Origin of the sequence: Streptomyces sp. NPDC091682 (assembly GCF_044756625.1) — a bacterium.
Classification (GTDB): Bacteria; Actinomycetota; Actinomycetes; order Streptomycetales; family Streptomycetaceae; genus Streptomyces.
Genome location: NZ_JBIVTH010000015.1, coordinates 17,327 through 37,611, shown reverse-complemented (window position 1 = coordinate 37,611; position 20,285 = coordinate 17,327). Strand labels below are relative to the sequence as shown.

17 protein-coding genes are annotated in these 20,285 nt (G+C 71.9%); 14 read left to right on the top strand and 3 right to left on the bottom strand.

Features of this window, described 5'->3' with window-relative positions:
* Window positions 1-49: 49 nt before the first annotated feature.
* Complete coding sequence (locus ACIQK6_RS30050; RefSeq protein WP_329101220.1) at window positions 50-1,687, bottom strand: penicillin-binding transpeptidase domain-containing protein; 1,638 nt, start codon at window positions 1,685-1,687, stop codon at window positions 50-52.
* Between the two features lie 160 nt (window positions 1,688-1,847).
* On the opposite strand from ACIQK6_RS30050, the gene ACIQK6_RS30045 reads away from it, so the two are divergent.
* The 3 genes from ACIQK6_RS30045 to ACIQK6_RS30035 all read left to right on the top strand — a co-directional run bounded on the left by ACIQK6_RS30045 (window position 1,848) and on the right by ACIQK6_RS30035 (window position 2,837).
* A complete protein-coding gene (locus ACIQK6_RS30045) occupies window positions 1,848-2,015 on the top strand; it encodes a hypothetical protein (RefSeq protein WP_402695820.1) in 168 nt (55 codons plus the stop codon).
* Window positions 2,016-2,396, top strand: coding sequence for a GNAT family protein (locus ACIQK6_RS30040; protein WP_329107864.1), 381 nt, complete (start codon window positions 2,016-2,018; stop codon window positions 2,394-2,396).
* Between the two features lie 177 nt (window positions 2,397-2,573).
* Window positions 2,574-2,837, top strand: coding sequence for a hypothetical protein (locus ACIQK6_RS30035; RefSeq protein WP_329101224.1), 264 nt, complete (start codon window positions 2,574-2,576; stop codon window positions 2,835-2,837).
* 27 nt (window positions 2,838-2,864) lie between these two features.
* On the opposite strand, the gene ACIQK6_RS30030 is transcribed toward ACIQK6_RS30035, so the two are convergent.
* Both ACIQK6_RS30030 and ACIQK6_RS30025 read right to left on the bottom strand, forming a co-directional pair.
* Window positions 2,865-3,449 carry a hypothetical protein gene (locus tag ACIQK6_RS30030; protein WP_329101226.1) on the bottom strand — a complete coding sequence of 195 codons (585 nt, stop codon included), beginning with the start codon at window positions 3,447-3,449 and terminating at the stop codon, window positions 2,865-2,867.
* A gap of 164 nt (window positions 3,450-3,613) precedes the next feature.
* Entirely contained in the window at window positions 3,614-5,380 is a 1,767-nt protein-coding gene (locus ACIQK6_RS30025; protein WP_329101227.1) for a phospholipid carrier-dependent glycosyltransferase, read from the bottom strand.
* Window positions 5,381-5,534: 154 nt separating this feature from the next.
* Here ACIQK6_RS30025 and rsmI point away from each other — a divergent pair, with 154 nt between their 5' ends.
* The 11 genes from rsmI (at window position 5,535) to ACIQK6_RS29970 (ending at window position 20,179) form a co-directional block, all read left to right on the top strand.
* Complete coding sequence (gene rsmI, locus ACIQK6_RS30020) at window positions 5,535-6,398, top strand: 16S rRNA (cytidine(1402)-2'-O)-methyltransferase (protein ID WP_329107866.1); 864 nt, start codon at window positions 5,535-5,537, stop codon at window positions 6,396-6,398.
* 139 nt (window positions 6,399-6,537) lie between these two features.
* A complete protein-coding gene (locus tag ACIQK6_RS30015) occupies window positions 6,538-7,056 on the top strand; it encodes a hypothetical protein (RefSeq protein ID WP_402695817.1) in 519 nt (172 codons plus the stop codon).
* Window positions 7,057-7,066: 10 nt separating this feature from the next.
* Window positions 7,067-7,957 (top strand): TatD family hydrolase, encoded by an 891-nt coding sequence (locus tag ACIQK6_RS30010; RefSeq protein WP_329101229.1) that lies wholly within the window; start codon window positions 7,067-7,069, stop codon window positions 7,955-7,957.
* A gap of 354 nt (window positions 7,958-8,311) precedes the next feature.
* Window positions 8,312-9,577 (top strand): ubiquitin-like domain-containing protein, encoded by a 1,266-nt coding sequence (locus ACIQK6_RS30005; protein WP_329107870.1) that lies wholly within the window; start codon window positions 8,312-8,314, stop codon window positions 9,575-9,577.
* Entirely contained in the window at window positions 9,574-10,494 is a 921-nt protein-coding gene (rsmA, locus tag ACIQK6_RS30000) for a 16S rRNA (adenine(1518)-N(6)/adenine(1519)-N(6))-dimethyltransferase RsmA (protein WP_402695815.1), read from the top strand. Before ACIQK6_RS30005 ends, rsmA begins: the two co-directional genes overlap by 4 nt.
* Window positions 10,491-11,408: a 4-(cytidine 5'-diphospho)-2-C-methyl-D-erythritol kinase gene (locus ACIQK6_RS29995; protein WP_402695814.1), complete on the top strand. Its 918-nt coding sequence runs from the start codon at window positions 10,491-10,493 to the stop codon at window positions 11,406-11,408. The genes rsmA and ACIQK6_RS29995 overlap by 4 nt, the downstream gene beginning before the upstream one ends.
* A 214-nt stretch (window positions 11,409-11,622) precedes the next feature.
* Window positions 11,623-12,951: an acyltransferase gene (locus ACIQK6_RS29990; RefSeq protein WP_402695812.1), complete on the top strand. Its 1,329-nt coding sequence runs from the start codon at window positions 11,623-11,625 to the stop codon at window positions 12,949-12,951.
* Window positions 12,952-12,979: 28 nt separating this feature from the next.
* Window positions 12,980-14,779, top strand: a complete 1,800-nt coding sequence (locus tag ACIQK6_RS29985; RefSeq protein ID WP_402695810.1) for an ABC-F family ATP-binding cassette domain-containing protein — start codon at window positions 12,980-12,982, stop codon at window positions 14,777-14,779.
* A 70-nt stretch (window positions 14,780-14,849) separates the two neighbouring features.
* The gene (locus ACIQK6_RS29980) at window positions 14,850-16,496 is read left to right on the top strand and encodes a PQQ-binding-like beta-propeller repeat protein (protein WP_402695808.1); all 1,647 of its coding nucleotides are present in this window, start codon (window positions 14,850-14,852) and stop codon (window positions 16,494-16,496) included.
* Between the two features lie 249 nt (window positions 16,497-16,745).
* A complete protein-coding gene (locus ACIQK6_RS29975; RefSeq protein WP_402695806.1) occupies window positions 16,746-18,374 on the top strand; it encodes a PQQ-binding-like beta-propeller repeat protein in 1,629 nt (542 codons plus the stop codon).
* A gap of 44 nt (window positions 18,375-18,418) precedes the next feature.
* The gene (locus tag ACIQK6_RS29970) at window positions 18,419-20,179 is read left to right on the top strand and encodes a PQQ-binding-like beta-propeller repeat protein (protein WP_402695804.1); all 1,761 of its coding nucleotides are present in this window, start codon (window positions 18,419-18,421) and stop codon (window positions 20,177-20,179) included.
* Window positions 20,180-20,285 lie beyond the last annotated feature (106 nt).

Genomic DNA, 20,285 nt, shown 5'->3' with positions numbered 1-20,285 from the left:
CGGCGACGCGACCGTTGCGGCCCCGGCCGGTCGCGTCGCCGCCGGCCGGTCAGCCCGCCTTCAGCACCTCGGCGACGATCGGGCCCGCCGCCTCGTTGCCGTGGCCACCGCCCTGGACCATGGCCGCCGCGGCCACGTCGTCGCTGAAGCCGGCGAACCAGCTGTCCGGGCTGCTCGCCCCGTCGACCTCCGCGGATCCGGTCTTCGCGCCCTTGTCGCCGCCGACCGAGGCCATCGCCTTCGCGCCCGTGCCGCTGGTCGCCGTCAGCCGCATCATCTTGACCAGCTGGGCCGACACCCCCGGCTTCATCGTCCGCGAGGCCGTGGCCAGCTTGCGCCCGTCCACCGAGGCCTTGACGAGCACCGGCTGGCGGAACACCCCGGTGCGGGCGGTCGCCGTGATCGAGGCGACGTTCAGCGGGCTCATCTGGATCTGGCCCTGACCGATGTACGCGGCCGCCGCGGCGGCGCCCGTGGCCTGCGGCACCTTGCCGTCGAAGACGGGGACGCCGGCCTTCCACTCCTCACCGATCCCGAAGACCTCGCGGGCCTCGTCGGACAGGGCGGAGTCGTCGTTCACCGGCTTGATCTGCTTGATGAAGGCGGTGTTGCAGGACTGCGCGAAGCTGGTCGCGAAGGTGGCGTTGTCCAGCTTGAAGTCGCCCAGGTTGTGGAAGGTGCGCCCACCCCACTGCACGGTCGGCGGACACTCGGCGACCTTGTCGGCCGCGACCAGGCCCCGGTCGATCAGCATCGCACCGGTGACGATCTTCATCGTGGAGCCGGGCGCCCGCATGCCGAGCAGGGAGGCGTCGTAGGCGTCCTTGCGGTGGTCGGCCACGGCCAGGACCTCGCCCGTGCTCGGCTTGAGGGCGACCACGGAGGCCTCGGGGAACTTCTGCACGGCCTTCTCCGCCGCGGCCTGCACGTCGGCGTCGAGCACGGTCTGGATCTGCCCCGGCTTGCCCTCCACGAGGGTCAGCAGGCTCCGCTTCGGCGCGTCCTGGGCGGCCGGCTCGATCCACACCTCGGCGCCGGGGGTGCCGCCCGTCTTCTCCCCGTACGTCTTGCGCAGCGCGTCCAGGACGGGCCGCAGCGAGGGGTACTGCTCGACCGTCAGCTCCTTGCCGTTGCGGTCGACCGCCTTGACCGGCGGGTTCGCCGGGGTGCCCGCACGCAGCTTCTCGTCCTTCTGGAGCTGTGGGTGGATCACCGAAGGCTGCCAGTCGACCAGAGGCTTTCCGCTGGTCAGCCCGCGCACCACGGTCAGCTGGGAGTCGTAGGCCAGCGGCTTGGTCGTGCCCTCGTACGTGATCTCCGCCTCGACCTTGTACGGCACGGTGGTGCCGTTCGGCGTGCCGGGGGTGATCACGGTCTTGGACACGTACGCCTTGGTCTTGAAATCCCCGACCGCGGCTTGCGCGGCCGCGGCGTTGTTCGTCAGGTCGGCGGCCACCCGCTCGTCCCCGGAGGCCCACGCGGCCAGGAAGGCCTTGGCGGTCTTCTCCGCGTCCTTCTCGCTGACCGGCCCGCTGCCCTTCTCGGCCTGGACGGAGGTCTCGCCGTCCTTGCCTTCCTTCGTGTCCGCGCCGGTGTCCCCGACCAACGTGTACACCCCGTACCCGGCGCCGCCGAGCATGGCGAGGAACACCCCGCCGATGACGGCACCCTTCGCTGCCCCGTTCACTTGAAGTCCTTCCCCCATGACGACGGTTCCTGAACATGTTCAAAGAACCCTTGGTGCGGACTTTACTCTGTGCAGCGACTCAGTATGCCGTTGTTACCGGACCGGAACATCGGAACGTAATCCGCTGGTCGCAGGCGGTCGCCGTCCCTAGAGTGCCGCCGTGGACCTCACCTACCGGCGTTACGCCGATGCAGACGCCGATGCCCTGGTCGCCTTCCTCACCGGGGACACGTGGCCCTTCCACGGCTCGCCGGTGGTCGACGCGGAGCAGGCCCGGCAATGGGCCGCGCAGGGCCGCTTCGACAACGCGGAGACCGGGTCGTTCTAGATCGACGGCGGCGGCGAGCCCCTCGGCCTGGTCCGCCTGATGGACCTGGGCGACAGCACGCCCGTCTTCGACCTGCGGATCCGCACCCGGTACCGGGGGCGGGGGATCGGCGGCCACGCGCTGACCTGGCTGACGCAACACCTGTTCACCGCGCTCCCGCGGATCCGGCGGATCGAGGGCACCACGCGCCGGGACAACGCGGCGATGCGCCGCACCTTCCGGCGGTGCGGGTACGTCCAGGAGGCGCACTACCGGGAGGGCTGGCCCTCGGCCGACGGCACGGTCCACGACGCGGTCGGGTACGCGATCCTGCGCCGGGACTGGGCCGCCGGGACGACCACGGCCCCCGCGTGGGACGAGGAGCGCACGACGGAGGGCTGACCCCGGCCCGACCCGAACGTGCGTGCACCGGTGCGGTGTTCTAGCGTCGGAAGGGCGGGGGTGATCGATGCGCCGAGCCGGTCGCCCCCCGGAGCGCCCGCTCCGCGCCGCCGCCCCCGCCCGCGGTCCGGCGCGCCGGCGGACCGCGCGACCCACCGAGAGAGCAGGTGCATCCGCATGCGTCCGTCGGCTCGTATCCCCAGCATCCTGGCAGGCCTGGCCCTCGCCCTCGGCGGCACCGTCATCGCCGCCCCGTCCGCCCACGCGGACGTCAAGGCCTGCGAGCAGTACGTCGCCCAGCACGCCCCGAAGGCCACGGACGGCGCCGCGGAGGCCTGCTACCAGGGGTCGATCGGCAACCAGACCAGCTGCGACGCCAGCCTCGTCGCGGTCGGCGCGAGCAAGGACGACGCCTCCGCCGCCTGCGAGGCGTCCCGGTAACGCCGCCGCCGCGCATCCTGCGGCAGGTCAGACGACTACTTCCCGTTTGACCTTGGAAAGGAATTTTTCGATCAGATCCTCGCATTCCTGAATGGCCTCGACGTACTTGTCTCCGATGTACGGCTCGTCCCCTTGGAACGCGTTGAAGAGCTGCAGTGCAACCTTCTCGCGGGCGGTGCTCAGCTTCCGGGCGATGTCCCCCGCGCCCTTGGTGCCCACGAGGATCACCGCGACTTCGGTCTGCCGGGACCTGCTGTGAGCGCTGATGAAGCCTTTGTTGTACTCGTCGAGGGCCTCCTGGGTGTGCGCCAGCTTGATCTTGTCGTCCTTCTCCACGATCGCCGCGTCGATGATGTTGGAAACGCCGTTCGCCTTGATCTCCCAGGTTTGGAACTCGGCTACCAGATCGACATAACTCTTGCGGCGGATGTCGGATCGCCTCTCCTCGCGGGCGTGCTTCTGGGTGTCTTCGTTCTGCTGGTAGACGAGGATGCTTCCGGCGACTCCACCCAGTGCGCCGATGAGGGTTCCGGCGATTCCGGCCAGGGCCACCCAGCGCGGGCTGGACCCTGCCCCGCGAGCACTGCTCTCGTCCTCGGAACTGTCTTTCACGGTTCTACTCACTACCGCCTTCGACGTGAAAGCGCAGCGTGATTGAGCCGCCGGAGTGGACGGGTGCCGGCTGTTCGGGGGCGGCCCACGACGACCCGGCGACCACCGGCGACGACCACGACGGGCCCGGCACCAGAAGGTGCCGGGCCCGTCGCTTGGGCCTGCTAGACCCAGGTGTCCAGCCACATGCGGCCGCGCCAGGAGTCCATCGGCAGGGTCTGGCCCGTGTAGATGGGCCAGAAGTAGATGAAGTTCCACGCGATCAGCAGGACCAGTACGCCCGCGCCGATCGCGCCCAGTGCCCGCCGGCGTTCGCTCGATCCGGCCGGGCCCAGTAGGGCGCCGATCATCATCGCCACCGCCAGACACAGGTACGGGACGAAGACCACCGCGTAGAAGTAGAAGATCGTCCGCTCCTGGTAGTTGAACCAGGGCAGCAGCCCCGCGCCCAGCGCGCACGCGATCGCGCCCGCCCGCCAGTCACGGCGGAAGAACCACCGCCACAGCACGTACAGCAGGGCGAAGCAGCCCGCCCACCACAGCAGCGGGGTGCCCAGGGCCAGGACCTCGCGGGCGCACTTGCCCGCCGCGGTCGCCGGGCAGCCGTCGGTGCCCGGTTCGGGCGACTCGTAGAAGTAGGAGACGGGCCGGCCCAGGACCAGCCAGCTCCACGGGTTGGACTCGTAGGTGTGCCCCGAAGTCAGGCCGACGTGAAACTTGTAGACCTCGGTCTCGTAGTGCCACAGGCTGCGCAGCCACTCCGGCAGGAACCCCAGCGCACTGCCCTGGTCGTACTTGGCCGCCCAGTCGCGCAGATAGCCGCCCTTGCCGTTGTCCGGGCTGAGGATCCAACCCGACCAGGAGGCCAGGTACGTGACGACCGCGACCGGGACGGTGGAGACGAAGGCGGGCAGCGCGTCCCGGCGCAGCATCGAGGCGTACGGGGCGCCCGCGCCCGCGGTGCGGCGCGCGGCGGCGTCCCACAGCACGGTGAGGACGCCGAAGAAAGCGAGGATGACGAAGCCGTTCCACTTCGTCCCCGCGGCCAGACCCAGGCAGACGCCGGCCAGGATCCGGTACGGCCGCCAGCCCAGCCGCAGCGTCTCGGCGATCTTCGTGTCCGGCCGGGTCCGGCCCTCCTCGTCCACCGGCAGCGCGTCGGCGAGCCGGGCTCTGGCCCGGTCGCGGTCGATGAGCAGGGCCCCGAAAGCGGCGAGCACGAAGAACATCAGCACCAGGTCCAGCAGCGCGGTGCGGCTCATCACCAGGTGCAGGCCGTCCACCGCGAGCAGCGCGCCCGCCAGGCAGCCCAGGAAGGTCGAGCGGAAGAGGCGGCGCCCGATCCGGCACAGCATCAGCACCGACAGGGTGCCGAGCACGGCGGTCATGAACCGCCAGCCGAAGGGAGTGAAGCCGAACATCCACTCGCCGGCCCCGATCACCCATTTGCCGACGGGCGGGTGCACGACGTAGCCCGGGTCGGTCGGCAGCGCGACCCCGTTCGGGTTGGCGAGGATCGACGCGTCGATGTCCTTGGGCCAGCTCGCCTCGTAGCCCTGCCGGATCGTGGCCCAGGCGTCCTTGGCGTAGTACGTCTCGTCGAATATCACCGCCTTCGGGCTGCCCAGGTGCACGAACCGCAGCACCCCCGCGACCAGCGCCACCAGCAGCGGCCCCACCCACGAGACGATCAGCTGCCAGGTTCCCCACACCTGGGGCGGCAGCCCGAAGGTCATCCACAGCTGCTTGGACGGCCTGGCGTACGGGGGCACCAGACGGGTGCGGACGTCCGAGCGCGCGGAAGCGGCGGGCGGCACGTAGCCGAAGCCGCCCAACCGGCGCAGCCAGGTGGGTGGCTCGTCCTCGCGTCCCACCGGTGAGGTGGGCGGGGCCCCCGCGGGGCTGGGCGGTGGCGTCGCGGTACTGGTCACCGGCACATCGTAGGGAAGAGATCTGTGTGCGCCACCAGTGGCGGGGGGCGTCGGGGCACGGGACTGAGAGGATGTGCGGGTGACGACTGACCAGCCCCGCGGTACCCAGCCCACCTCGACCGCCGCCCCGGCCGAAGGCCCGACGGGCACGCTCGTGCTCGCCGGCACCCCCATCGGCGATCTCTCGGACGCCCCGCCGCGTCTGGCGGCCGAGTTGGAGCGGGCCGACGTGATCGCCGCCGAGGACACCCGGCGGCTGCGCCGGCTGACCCAGGGGCTCGGCGTGCACACCACCGGGCGCGTCCTGTCGTACTTCGAGGGCAACGAGTCGGCGCGCACCCCGGAGCTGGTCGAGGCCCTGGCCGGTGGCGCGCGCGTGCTGCTGGTCACGGACGCGGGCATGCCGTCGGTCTCCGACCCCGGCTACCGGCTGGTGGCAGCCGCCGTCGAGAAGGACATCAAGGTCACCGCCGTCCCCGGGCCGTCCGCGGTGCTCACCGCGCTCGCCATGTCCGGGCTGCCGGTGGACCGGTTCTGCTTCGAGGGGTTCCTGCCGCGCAAGGCGGGGGAGCGCCTGGGCCGGCTGCGCGAGGTCGAGGGCGAGCGGCGCACGCTCGTCTACTTCGAGGCGCCGCACCGGCTCGACGACACCCTGGCCGCGATGGCCGAGGTCTTCGGGGCCGACCGGCGGGCCGCCGTCTGCCGCGAGCTGACGAAGACCTACGAGGAGGTCAAGCGCGGCGGGCTCGGCGAGCTCGCGGCCTGGGCCGCCGAGGGGGTGCGCGGGGAGATCACTGTCGTGGTCGAGGGCGCCCCGGCCGCCGCACCCGCAGACCTGGACGACGAGGAGCTGGTGCGCCGGGTGCGGGTGCGCGAGGAGGCCGGTGAGCGGCGCAAGGAGGCCATCGCGGCGGTCGCGGCCGAGGCCGGCGTACCCAAGCGCGAGGTGTTCGACGCGGTGGTCGCGGCAAAGAACGCGGCACAAAAGGTACCGCCGGTCGGTAAAGAGCTGGCCTGAAAAGCAAAGCTCAGACCGTGCACCGGGCGTTTTTGACATGAGTCGCCCAAAGACGGTCCAACAGTAGACAGGGCCTGATGCGCTCCCGCCTCCAGAGGCGTCCACTGGCAATGGCACCAGTGGAACAAGAGGAGCTGGCATGAGTGAGATCGCAGACACCCCGGTACCCGTCCCGGTACCCGTCCCGGTACCCGTCCCCGCCGCAGTCCCCGTCGCCGTGACCGGCTCCGACGTGCACACCGTGCACGAGGCCTACTCCTTCGCGTGCATGAGGTGCGGGTACGGCTGGGAGCAGGCGTACGCGATCGAGCACCACGTCGACGGCAAGGGCGAGCCGTTCATCATGTACAAGGTCAACGACGAGCGGGTGCCCTCCCCCCTGTCCAACCCGACCTGCCTCAACTGCGGCGGACACGTCGTACGGATCATGCGGGCCGGGCAGGTCTCCTCGGTGCTCGGCATGATCGACCACATCTACCACCACCAGATCGCCCCCGGGATCGCCGGACCGGTGCCGGCCGGTGCGAACGTCCCCCGGACGCCGAAGCCGCGCAGGTCCGCCCGGTCGCACGCCTCCCCGGGGCCGGTGGTCGCCGGCCCGGCCGGGGAGCGCCGGGGCCTGCTCTCCCGACTGAAGGGGTTCTTCCGCCGGTCATAAGATCGGCCGTATGAGCACACGCGTGGAGAAGACGCAGCCCAAGGACGCACCGCCGCCGCTGCCCGAACCCCTCCGGGTGGCGGTGGCGGACTCGCACACCCACCTCGACATGCAGTCGGGGACCGTCGAGGAGGGCCTCGCGAAGGCCGCTTCGGTGGGCGTGACCACGGTCGTGCAGGTGGGCTGCGACGTGAAGGGCTCCCGGTGGGCCGCCGAGACCGCGGCCGCGTACGAGAACGTGCACGCGGCCGTCGCCCTCCACCCGAACGAAGCGCCGCGGATCGTGCTGGGGGATCCCGACGGTTGGTCGCGCCAGGGGGCCCGGGCCGGCGGCGGCGAAGCCGCCCTGGACGGGGCGCTCGCCGAGATCGAGGCACTGGCGGCCCTCGACCACGTCAAGGCGGTCGGCGAGACCGGCCTCGACCACTTCCGCACCGGACCCGAGGGCATGGCCGCGCAGGAGCGCTCCTTCCGCGCACACATCGAGATCGCCAAGCGGCAGGGCAAGGCGCTCGTCATCCACGACCGGGACGCCCACGCGGACGTGCTGCGCATCCTGCGCGAGGAGGGCGCCCCCGAGCGCACCGTCTTCCACTGCTACTCCGGGGACGCCGATATGGCCCGCGAGTGCGCTGCCGCGGGGTACTACATGTCCTTCGCCGGGACCGTCACCTTCAAGAACGCCGCGCCGCTGCGCGAGGCCCTGGCCGTGGCCCCGCTGGAGCTGGTGCTCGTCGAGACGGACGCGCCCTACCTCACCCCTGCGCCGTACCGCGGACGGCCCAACGCGCCGTACCTCATTCCGCTGACGGTCCGGGCGATGGCCGCGGTCCGCGGCATCGACGAAGACGCGATGGCCACGGCGCTGGCGGTCAACACGGCGCGCGCCTTCGACTACTGACCGCCACGGACGACCCACCTGCTCCGACACACTGAGTAATCGTTTCGCTTTGGAGCGTGACGACTCCTCCGCTAGGGTGCCGTGCCCCGCACCGGAGGGTGCCGGATCACCAGTGGAGCGAGCGTCGTGAGCGATACGCAGGGCAGTCACCGCCATGGCGGTCCCGTCCCCGAGGCGTACGAGGCCCAGCCCTTGACCCAGCCCCCGGCCTGGCCGGCCGGTGCGGGAGGTCCCGGGCCCGCCGCGTGGGACCCGGAGCCCCCGGCCTGGACCTCGACCCAGGCCTGGACCTCGACCCAGGCCCCGGTCACCCCGGTCCCGACCCCGCGCGGCGGGCACCGTCGCCGGCCCGCCATGTCACCGGCCGAGCTGGCGGAGGCCGACACCCTGGCCGCGGCGCCCGCCCTGCCCGGCCCGGGCCGCCGCCGGGCCGCTGCCCCCGTGACCGCGGCCCCCGCCCCCGCCCCCGCCTCCGGGGCGCCGGGCCGCCGCCGGGCCCGGGGCCGCAGCACACCCGTCGAGACCCTCGGCGGGAACTGGCGGCGGATCGTGCCGCAGGCCCTCGTCGTCGCCTTCCTCGCGGGCGGCACCACGGCGTTCGTCGCCGCCGACAAGTCCGTACGGCTCACCGTGGACGGCGTCCTGCGCACCCGCCACACCTTCGCCGACGACATCGGCGAACTGCTCGCCGCCGAAGGCCTCGGCGTCGGCCCCCACGACCTCGTCGCCCCCGCCCCCGGCGAACCCCTCGACGACGGCGAGGAGGTCGTCGTCCGCTACGGCCGCCCCCTGCACCTGACCCTCGACGGACAGCAGCGCCAGGTGTGGACCACCGCCCGCACCGTCGAGGGCGCCCTGCACCAGTTCGGCATCCGTGCGGAGGGCGCCCACCTCTCCGCCCCCCGCACCGCCCCCGTCCCGCGCGCCGGGCTGGCCCTCAGCGTCCGCACCGAACGCAGCGTCACCTTCATGGCCGACGGCCGCGAACGCACCATCCGCACCAACGCCGCCACCGTCCGGGAGGCCCTCGACCAGGCGGGCATCACCCTCCAGGACCAGGACACCACCTCCGTACCGCCCACCGACTTCCCGCGCGACGGCCAGATCGTCACCGTGCTGCGCGTCACCGGCACCCGCGAGGTCCGCGAGGAGCGGATCCCGTACGAGACCGAGAAGGTCAAGGACCCCGAGCTGTTCGCCGGCACCGAGGTCGTCGAGCGCGTCGGCCGCCCCGGGGCGCGCCGGGTCACGTACAGCCTGCGCACCGTCAACGGGGTCCGGCAGACGCCGCGGCCCATCGCCGACGAGGTCGTCCGCGAACCCGTCACCCAGCTCGTCAAGATCGGCACCAAGGCGCTGCCGGGCTCCGTCGCCGGCGCCGACGGCCTCAACTGGGCGGCCCTCGCCCAGTGCGAGTCCGGCGGCCGCCCCTCCGCCACCGATGCCTCCGGGACCTACGGCGGGCTGTACCAGTTCGACGTCCGCACCTGGCAGGCCCTCGGCGGCAGCGGACGCCCGCAGGACGCCCCGGGCGCGGAACAGACGTACCGGGCGAAGAAGCTCTACGTGCAGCGGGGGGCGAGTCCGTGGCCGCACTGCGGCCGTACGCTTTACCGGTGAGCACCGCAGAGCAGCAGCCCGAGAACACCGAGAACACCTCCCCCGCCGCGCCCGACGCCCTCCTCGGCCCGGCCGACATCAGGGAGCTGGCCGCCGCCCTCGGCGTACGCCCGACGAAGCAGAAGGGGCAGAACTTCGTCATCGACGCCAACACGGTCCGCCGGATCGTGCGCACCGCCGAGGTCCGCCCCGACGACGTGGTCGTCGAGGTCGGCCCGGGGCTCGGCTCGCTGACGCTCGCGCTGCTGGAGGCCGCGGACCGGGTCGTCGCCGTCGAGATCGACGACATCCTGGCCGCGGCGCTGTCCGCCACCATCGAGGCCCGGATGCCCGCGAAGAAGGACCGCTTCGCACTGGTCCACTCCGACGCGATGCTGGTGACCGAACTGCCCGGCCCGGCGCCGACCGCGCTCGTCGCGAACCTGCCGTACAACGTGGCCGTGCCCGTCCTGCTCACCATGCTCGACCGCTTCCCGACCATCGAGCGCACGCTGGTGATGGTGCAGTCCGAGGTCGCCGACCGGCTGGCCGCGGAACCGGGCAACAAGGTCTACGGGGTGCCCTCCGTCAAGGCCAACTGGTACGCACACGTCAAGCGGGCCGGCGCCATCGGCCGCAAGGTCTTCTGGCCCGCCCCGAACGTCGACTCCGGTCTCGTCTCGCTGGTGCGCCGCACCGAGCCGATCAAGACCACCGCCACCAAGGCCGAGGTCTTCGCGGTCGTCGACGCCGCCTTCGCCCAGCGCCGCAAGACGCTGCGCGCCGCGCTGGCCGGCTGGGCCGGCTCGGCGGCGGGCGCGGAGGCCGCGCTGGTCGCCGCCGGCATCTCGCCGCAGGCCCGCGGGGAGTCCCTGACGGTCGAGGAGTTCGCGGCGATCGCCGAGCACAAGCCCGCGGCGGAGAGGCCGGCCCTGTGAGCGCGCACCGGACGCCCGTGACCGTACGGGTCCCCGCGAAGGTCAACGTCCAGCTGGCGGTGGGCGCGGCCCGCCCCGACGGCTTCCACGACCTGGCCAACGTCTTCCTCGCCGTGTCCCTGTACGACGAGGTCACCGCCACCCCGGCCGACGCCCTGACCATCACCTGCACCGGCCCCGACGCCGACCAGGTGCCCCTGGACCGCACCAACCTCGCGGCGCGCGCCGCCGAGGTCCTCGCCACCCGGGCCGGCATCGAACCCGCCGTCCACCTGCACATCGCGAAGAACATCCCGGTCGCGGGCGGCATGGCGGGCGGCAGCGCGGACGGCGCGGCGGCCCTGCTGGCCTGCGACGCCCTGTGGGGCCTGAACACCCCGCGCGCCGAACTCCTCGACATCTGCGCGGAGCTCGGCAGCGACGTCCCCTTCAGCCTCGTCGGCGGGGCCGCGCTCGGCACCGGCCGCGGTGAGCTGCTCACGCCGGTCGGGGCGGGGACGTTCCACTGGGTCTTCGCGGTGGCCGACGGCGGGCTGTCCACCCCGGCGGTCTTCCGCGAGTTCGACCGCCTCGCCGAGGCCGCGGGCACGCGGATTCCCGAACCGGAAGCTTCCCCGGCGCTGCTGGCGGCCCTGGCTTCGGGCGATCCGGACGCGCTGGGCGCGGCGCTCGCCAATGACCTCCAGCCGGCCGCGCTCTCCCTGCGCCCCCAGCTCGCGCGGACGCTGGCCGCGGGCACGGACGGTGGCGCGCTCGCCGCGCTGGTCTCCGGCTCGGGTCCGACGACGGCGTTCCTCGTCGCGGACGAGGAAGCCGCCGCCAAGGTCGCTGCCGCGCTCGAAGCCTCCGGCACCTGCCGGGCCACTCGCGTGGCGTCCAGCCCCGCCCCGGGTGCCACGGTCCTGCCGTCCTGACCCTGCGGGCCGGCTGCTGGGGCTCCGCCCCAGACCCCGCGCCTCAAACTCCCCCAGCTACCGCTGGGAGGTGCCCCCTGGCGAGGCTGAAATCCCAGCCCCGCCGGCGATTGAGGCGCGGGGTACGCGGGCGGAGCCCCGGTAGCAGTACCTAGGCCGGAGTTGAGTATCCGCACCCTGTCGGGAGACACCCGGCGGGGGACACCGTGGCCCCATGACAGCCAGCACACGCGCCATGGCCGAGGCCACCCCCGCCGACCGCGACCGGTACGTCGACCTGCTGCGCGTCGCCTCGCTCGGCACCGTCATCGCCGGGCACTGGCTGATGGCCGCCGTCAGCGTCGACGGCATAGGGAACCTGCTCGCCCTCGTACCCGCCCTCCAGGTGCTCACCTGGGGGCTGCAGATCATGCCCGTCTTCTTCTTCGTCGGCGGGTTCTCGCACGCCCTGTCCTACCGTTCCCTGGCCCGCCGCACCGACGGGCCCGTCTACGCCGCCTTCCTGCGGACCCGGCTCCAGCGGCTGCTGCGCCCCACCCTCGTCTTCGTCATGGTGTGGGCCGCGGCCGCGCTCGCCGTACAGCTCGCCGGCCACGGCGGCGGAACGCTGACCGGGGCCGCGCTGCGGATCGTCACCCAGCCGCTGTGGTTCATCGGGATCTACCTCGCCATGGTCGCCTTCACCCCGCCGCTGCTGAAGCTGCACGAGCGCCACGGCTGGGCCGCCTTCGCCGCGCTGGCCGGGGCGGCCGCACTGGTCGACGTACTGCGCTTCGCGCTCGGCGTCCCCTACGTGGAGTTCCTGAACTTCGCCCTCGTCTGGCTCGCCGTCCACCAGCTCGGCTTCCTGCGCGCCGACGGCCGCATCCGCAGGCCCGCCGTCCTCGCCGTCGCGGGACTGGCCTCGGCCGCCCTGCTGGTGGCGTACGGCCCGTACCCGCTGTCCATGGTCGGGATGCCCGGCGAGAAGGTCTCCAACATGGCCCCGCCCACCCTCGCCCTGCTCTGCCACGGCCTGTGGCTCGTCGGCGCCGTCCAGCTGGCGGCCGGGCCCGCCGCCGCGTGGCTGCGCCGCCCGCGCGTCTGGCGCGGGGTGGTCGCGGCCAACGGCCTCGCCATGACCGCCTTCCTGTGGCACCTGACCGCCATGCTCGGCGTGTACGCGGCCCAGCTCGCCCTCGGCCTCGACCTGCCGACCCCCGCGACGGCCGCCTGGTGGGCACAGGCGCCGGTACGGATCCTGGCCGCGGCCGTGGTCACGGGCGCACTCGTCGCGCTGTTCCGCCGCTTCGAGTCGCCCCGGCCCAGCGCCCCGGCGCCCGCCCGGCGCACGGGCGGCCCCGTCGCCGCCCTCGGGATCACCCTGTGCCTGCTCGGCATCCTGGGCCTGTCCATGACCGGCCTCGGCGGCCTGCTCGACGGACACAGCGCCACGCTGATCGCCCTGCCCGTCACCGCGCCCGCCGCGATCGCGATGGCGCTGGGCGGCTGGTACCTCGTGGAACGGTCTGCCCCGGCCCGGAGGGTTAGGCTGAGGGGCTGATCCACACCCTTTCCCTGGAGCGCGTCTGATGGCCGTCAATCTGGTCAATGTCGAGGCAGTCAGCAAGGTGTACGGCACACGTACCCTGCTGGACGGCATCTCCCTCGGCGTGTCCGAGGGGGATCGGATCGGCGTGGTCGGCCGCAACGGCGACGGCAAGACCACCCTCATCCGCATGCTCGCCAAGCTGGAGGAGCCCGACACCGGTCGGGTCACCCAGTCCGGCGGCCTGCGGATGGGCATCCTCACCCAGCACGACTCCCTCGACCCCGCGGCGACCATCCGTCACGAGATCATCGGCGACATGGCCGACCACGAGTGGGCCGGCAACGCCAAGATCCGCGACGTCCTCACCGGGCTCTTCGGCGGCCTCGACCTGCCCGGCTTCGGCCAGGGCCTCGACACCGTCATCGGCCCGCTCTCCGGTGGCGAGCGCCGCCGGATCGCCCTCGCCCAGCTGCTCATCGCCGACCAGGACCTCCTGGTCCTCGACGAGCCCACCAACCACCTCGACGTCGAAGGCATTTCCTGGCTGGCCAAGCACCTCCAGGAGCGCCGCTCCGCGCTCGTCTGCGTCACCCACGACCGCTGGTTCCTCGACCAGGTCTGCACGCGCATGTGGGACGTCCAGCGCGGCGAGGTCTTCGAGTACGAGGGCGGCTACAGCGACTACGTCTTCGCCCGGGCCGAGCGCGATCGCATCTCCGCCACCGAAGAGGCCAAGCGCCAGAACCTGATGCGCAAGGAGCTGGCCTGGCTGCGCCGCGGCGCTCCCGCCCGCACCTCCAAGCCGCGCTACCGCATCGAGGCCGCCAACGAGCTCATCGCAGACGTGCCGCCGCCGCGCGACAAGTCTGAACTGATGCGCTTCGCCAACGCCCGGCTCGGCAAGACGGTCTTCGACCTGGAAGGCGTCAGCGTCCACGCCGGCCCGAAGGAACTCCTCAAGCACCTCACCTGGCACCTGGGCCCCGGCGACCGCGTCGGCCTCGTCGGCGTCAACGGTGCCGGCAAGACCTCCCTGCTGCGCGCCCTCGCCGAGGCCGCCCGCACCCAGGGCGAGGTCCAGCCCGCCGCCGGAAAGATCATCGTCGGCAAGACCGTCAAGCTGGCCTACCTCTCCCAGGAGGTCGGCGAACTCGACCCGTCCCTGCGCGTCCTGGAAGCCGTCCAGCGCGTGCGCGACCGCGTCGACCTCGGCAAGGGCCGCGAGATGACGGCGGGCCAGCTGTGCGAACAGTTCGGCTTCACCAAGGAGAAGCAGTGGACGCCGGTCGGCGACCTCTCCGGCGGTGAGCGCCGCCGCCTGCAGATCCTGCGCCTGCTGATGGACGAGCCCAACGTCCTCTTCCTCGACGAGCCCACCAACGACCTCGACATCGAGACCCTGACCCAGCTGGAGGACCTCCTCGACGGCTGGCCCGGCTCGATGATCGTGATCTCCCACGACCGCTTCTTCATCGAGCGGACCACCGACACGGTGATGGCGCTGCTCGGCGACGCGAGCCTGCGGATGCTGCCGCGCGGTCTGGACGAGTACCTGGAGCGCCGGCAGCGGATGATCGAGGCGGGCGCACCGGCGCCCGCACCGGCCGCCGCGGCGAAGTCCACCGCGTCGGGCGATTCGCGCGCCGCGAAGAAGGAGCTCCAGAAGATCGAGCGGCAGCTGAACAAGCTGTCCGACCGCGAGGGCAACCTGCACGCCCAGATCGCCGAGAACTCCACCGACTACGACAAGGTGGCCAAGCTCGACGCGGAGCTGCGCGAACTCCTCTCGGACCGCGACGATTTGGAGATGCGCTGGTTGGAACTGGCCGAGGAGGCCTGAGCGGAGCCGGGGCGGGTCGGTGATAGAAAGGTCATCCTCCCCGCCCTCCTGATGCCGAAAGCGTGCGCTGATGACCGAGCTGCCCCAGCCGCCGAACCAGCTGCCGAACCAGCCGTCGACGCCTTCCGGTTACGGGCACCTGCCCGGTCCGCCGCAGCAGGGGTACGGGTTCCCGCCGCAGGGTGAGAACCCGTACGCGCAGCAGCCCGGGTACCCGCCGCAGCCGCCGACCGTGCCGCAGCAGTGGCCGGCCGGTCCGGGCGGTTCGGCCGGCCAGGGCGGCCCCGGTCCGGGTGCTGCATCGGCGAAGAAGAACAAGCTGATCGTGCTGGTCGCCGCCGCCGCGGCGACCGTCCTGGCCCTCGGGGGCGTCGGTTACGTGGCCTTCTCCGGCGGCGACGGGGATCCGGAGCCGGTCGCACAGCAGCCCGCCGACGCCAAGCCCTCCAGCACCCCTCCGGTGGACAAGGGCGACGGCAACGGGGACGGCGGCGCCGGTCCGCAGACGGACCTCAACGCCGGCCGCAAGCAGGGCGAGGACAAGGCCCTCTGGCTCAAGACCACCAAGATCGACGGCCCCGGCATGGGCGTCGACGCCGCCGGCCAGTGGGTCATCGGCGACACCGTGGTCAAGAGCCTCTGGAGGAACCTCACCGGCTACTCGGTCACCGACGGCAAGGAGAAGTGGACACTCCCCTTCCCCGCACAGATCTGCTCCGTCGCCCCGCAGACCACGGCCGAGGGCAGGACCCTCGTCATGTACCGCGACGGCGAGGGGGAGAACACCTCCTGCAACCAGCTGCGCGTGGTCGACCTCAAGACGGGCAAGGAGGTCTGGTCGAAGCAGGTGCCCAGCGAGGGGGTCTTCGACATCTTCACCAGCCCCACCCTGTCCATGACCGGGGACACCGTCACCGTCAGCCGCGGAGGCACCGCCAGCGCCTTCAAGATCAGCAACGGTGACAAGCTCTTCGCGAACCCCCTGGGCGACGGCTGCAACCCGGACTCCTACGAGGCCGGCAACGGAAAGATGATCGCCCTCGCCACCTGCTCGGACGAGGACTCCACCGCAGAGGTCCACGGCATCGACCCCGTCACCGGCGCGAAGGGCTGGGCCTACCGGCTCCCCGCGAAGTTCAAGGTCACCAGCATCTACTCGGTGAACCCGACCGTCATCGACATCGGCAACGAGCAGACGAAGCAGCGCTCCATCGTGGTCCTGGGGCCCGACGGGAAGCAGACCGCCACCCTCGCCGGCGAGGGCAGCTTCGCCGTCGGCTGCGGCGACACCGGCCTCTTCCGGTCGCTGGCGACCTGCCCCTCGGCCGTCGTCGACGCGAACACCCTCTACCTGCCCACCGCGGCGGGGACCGGCAAGGCCAACGAGATCGTCGCCTTCGACCTGGCCACCGGCAAGGACAAGTGGCGGGTCCCGGCCGGGGACAAGCGCACGCTCACTCCGCTCAAGGCCGTGAACGGGCGGCTGATCGCCTACCGGAAGGCCGAGGAGGAGCAGGGCGGCGAGGTCCTGTCCATCCCGGCCGCCGGCGGCACCCCGACCGCCCTCCTGCGCCACCCCTCGGGCGCCGCGGCCCCGATCGAGAGGACCTTCACCCTCCCGGAGCTGGACTACGTGGACGGACGGTTCTTCATCTCCTCCACCCACCTGCGGGCCCAGGGCCAGGACGAGAAGCTCCTGATGGTCTTCGGCAAGTGAGCACGAGCCCGGGCCCGCGCAGGGCTCCGCGAACTCCGTCCGGACCGCGAGGATTTGGCGACGCGCCGGGGCGAGACGGCCGAGGAGGCTTGGATTTCGACGGACTTCGGGGGCAACTGGCCGGATAACGGCGGCGTCACGGGCCGGTCCTCCCTTGGGAACAGGGGGTGGACCGGCCCGATGTATGGGCGCTGTCAGTGATAGAAAGGTCATTCTCCCCGACCTTCCCGATGCCGAAAGCGTGCGCTGATGACCGAGCTGCCCCAGCCGCCGAACCAGCCGCCGGCGCCTTCCGGTTACGGGCACCTGCCCGGTCCGCCGCAGCAGGGGTACGGGTTCCCGCCGCAGGGTGAGAACCCGTACGCGCAGCAGCCCGGGTACCCGCCGCAGCCGCCGACCGTGGCGCAGCAGCGGCCGGCGGGCCCGGGCGGCCCCGGTTCCGGTTCGGGCCCGGCGTCGTCGAAGAAGAACAAGCCGATCGTGCTGGTCGCCGCTGCGGTGGCCGCCGCGCTGGTCCTCGGGGGCGTCGGCTACGCGGCCTTCTCCGGCGACGACGGGGACCCGGAGCCGGTCGCACAGCAGCCCGCCGACGCCGAGCCCTCCGGTTCTCCTTCGGTGGACAAGGGCGACGGCAAGGGCGACGGCAAGGGCGACCACGAAGACCTGAAGGCGGACTTCAACGCCGGCCGCAAGCAGGGCGAGGACAAGGTCCTCTGGCTCAAGACCATCAAGGTCAACGGCCCCGGCGCCGGGGTGTTCAGCAAGGGCCACTGGATCTTCGGCGACACCATCGCCAAGCCCGTCGGCAAGACGATCACCGGCTACGCGGTCGCCGACGGCAAGGAGAAGTGGACGATCAACTTCCCTGGCCAGATCTGCGGTACGACGAACGGCAAGACCACCGACGACGGCAAGGCCGTCTTCATGTACCGCAACGGCGACTCGGACGACGCCGACTGCAACCAGATCCAAATGATCGACCTCAAGGCGGGCAAGGCGGGCTGGTCGAAGCAAGTGTCCAAGGAGAGCACCTTCGACGTGTTCCTCGACGCCGAACTGGCCCTGACCGGGGACACCGTCACGGTCAACCGGCTCACCCGCGCCACCGCCTTCCGGGTCAGCACCGGCGACCAGCTCTTCGCCAGCCCGGCCGAGGGTTGCATACCCGGCCGCTACGCCGCCGGCAGCGGCAAGCTGCTCGGCATCGCCACCTGCTTCGACGCCGACGCGACCGTCGAGATCCAGGACGCCGACCCGGTCACCGGCAAGAAGAACTGGACCCACCGCCTGCCCAAGGGCTGGAGGGTCAACCGGGTCTACTCCCTCGACCCGATCGTCCTCCACATCGAGGACGAGTCCACGAACGAGCGGCCCATCGTCGTCCTCGGCCCCGACGGCCAGAAGCGCGCCACGCTCTCCGCCGAGGGCAAGTTCTCGATCCATTGCAGCTCGGCCCACGACGACACCCTGCAGGGCTGCGCCACCGCCGTCGCCGACGCGGGCACCCTTTACCTGCCCACCACGGTCGACCTCGGCGAGGCCAACGAGATCGTCGCCTTCGACCTGACCACCGGCAAGGCCAAGTGGCGCGTCCCGGCGGGCAAAGCACGCACCATCGTCCCGCTCAAAGCTGCGAACGGGCAGCTGATCGCCTACCGGAAGGCCGAGATGGACCAGGGCGGTGAGGTCCTCTCGATCCCGGCCGCCGGTGGCACCCCGACCACGCTCCTGCGCCACCCGTCGGGCCCCTCCGCCCCGGTCGAGAGCACTTTCTTTTCCCCGAAGGTCGACTACGTGGACGGGCGTTTCTTCATCTCCACGTACCGACTGTTGGCCCAGGACACGGAGGAGAAGCTCCTGATGGCCTTCGGTAAGTGAGAACGCGTCCGAGCAGCCGCCCACCGAAAGGCAAACAGCAACCGATGAGCATCCCGCCGCCCCCCAGCCAGCCGCCGTCCGGCGGCTTCGGCGCGCCGCAGGACCCGCCGCCGGGCGGCTTCGGCGCGCCGCAGGACCCGCCGCCGGGCGGGTTCGGCGCGCCCGTGCCGCCGTCCGGCCCGGCCGCGCCGCAGGCCGGGCCCCCGCAGCAGCAACCGCCGGCCGCGTACGGGTACCCGCAGACCGGACCCGGCTACGGCTACCCGGAGACCGGGCCCGGCTACGGCTACCCGCAGCAGCCCGGCACCCCGTCGCCCTACGGGGCCCCCGGCGCCCCCGTGCCCGCCCCGCACCCCCCGGCCCCGGCCGCCGGCAACGCCAAGCGCACCCAGCTGACGATCGTCGGCGCGGCCGTCCTGGCCATCGCCCTCATCGTCGGCGGCGGCCTCTGGTACACCTCCGGCGACGGCGGCGGCAACGAGGCCGACGGCAACCCGAGCGCCTCCCCGGGCAACGACAAGCCCCAGGACTACGTGCCCGGCACCGAGAAGGTGCCCGGCAACCCGAAGTCGAAGCCGCTGCTCAACCTGCCGAGCCCGGTCCCGACCGACGTCGCCTCCGTCGCCGGCTCCTGGCTGACCGACTCCACCTACGTCAAGACCGATCTGGCGAAGGTCGTCGGCTACAACCTCGTCGACGGCGGCAAGAAGTGGGAGCTGCCCTTCCCCGGCGAAGTCTGCGGCGCGACCAAGCACGTCAGCGAGAACAAGACCGCCGTCATCTTCAAGCCCACCCAGCCGACGCCCGAGAACAGGGCCGTCCCGTGTTCCGAGGTCGGTGTCATCGACCTGGAGAGCGGCAAGCTCGTCTGGTCCGGCAACGCCAAGAGCGCCACCGGCGGCGACAGGCCCGTCGCGTTCTCCGCCGTCACCCTCAGCGGCAAGACGGTCGCCGCGGCCGGCGTCTCCGGGGGCGGCGCCGCCTGGAGCCTCACCGACGGCAAGTCCCTGTGGCTGCCCAAGGTCGACGCAGAAGGCTGCCGCGACGTCGGCTACGGCGGCGGCGAGGCCCTCGCCGCCATCCGCAAGTGCGGCCAGAGCCCCAACTACACGCTGTACGGGCAGCTCCTCGACCCGACCACCGGCGCGCCCACGGCCTCGTACAAGCTCTCCCAGGGCATCGAGGACGCGAACATCGTCGCCACCAAGCCCCTGATCGTGGCCGCCAACGTCGGCAAGACCGCGAAGAACGGCGCGGGCGTCAGCGACCTCTTCGTCCTCGACCCCAAGGGCGAGCTGAAGGCCCGCATCCCGCTCGCCTCCGGAGACTTCGGCGCCAAGTGCGGATCCGAGGTCGAGGAGTGCTCGAACATGGTGGTCGGCAACGGCAAGCTCTACCTGCCGTCGTACGAGCACCAGGGCCAGGTCTCCGGCGGCCGTACCAACGAACTGCTCTCCTTCGACCTGGAGACCGGCAAGCAGACCACCGACCGTGCCGACGCGGGCGAGCGGTTCACGATGTCCCCGCTGCGCATGGACGGGTCGAACATCATCGCCTACAAGTTCCCCCCGTACGACAAGGGCGGTCAGATCGTCAGCATCGACGGCAGGACGATGAAGGAGACCGTCCTCATGGTGAACCCGGAGGACAAGGCGAACCACCGAATCGAGACCAGCTTCTCGTTCGACCACTCCGAGTACCGCTTCCGCAACGGCAAGTTCTTCATCTCGCGCACGATCGCCTCCAAGCCGTGGGGGGAGAGCGCCGACCAGGACTACCTCTTCGCCTCCTACAGCGCGAGCTGACCGGGCCGCGCCGATCCCGCACGACAGCGCCGGAAGCCCCCGAACGGTCCGCACCGATCGGGGGCTTCTGCGCGGTATCCCCCTCGCACCGTCGAACAAGCGTGTA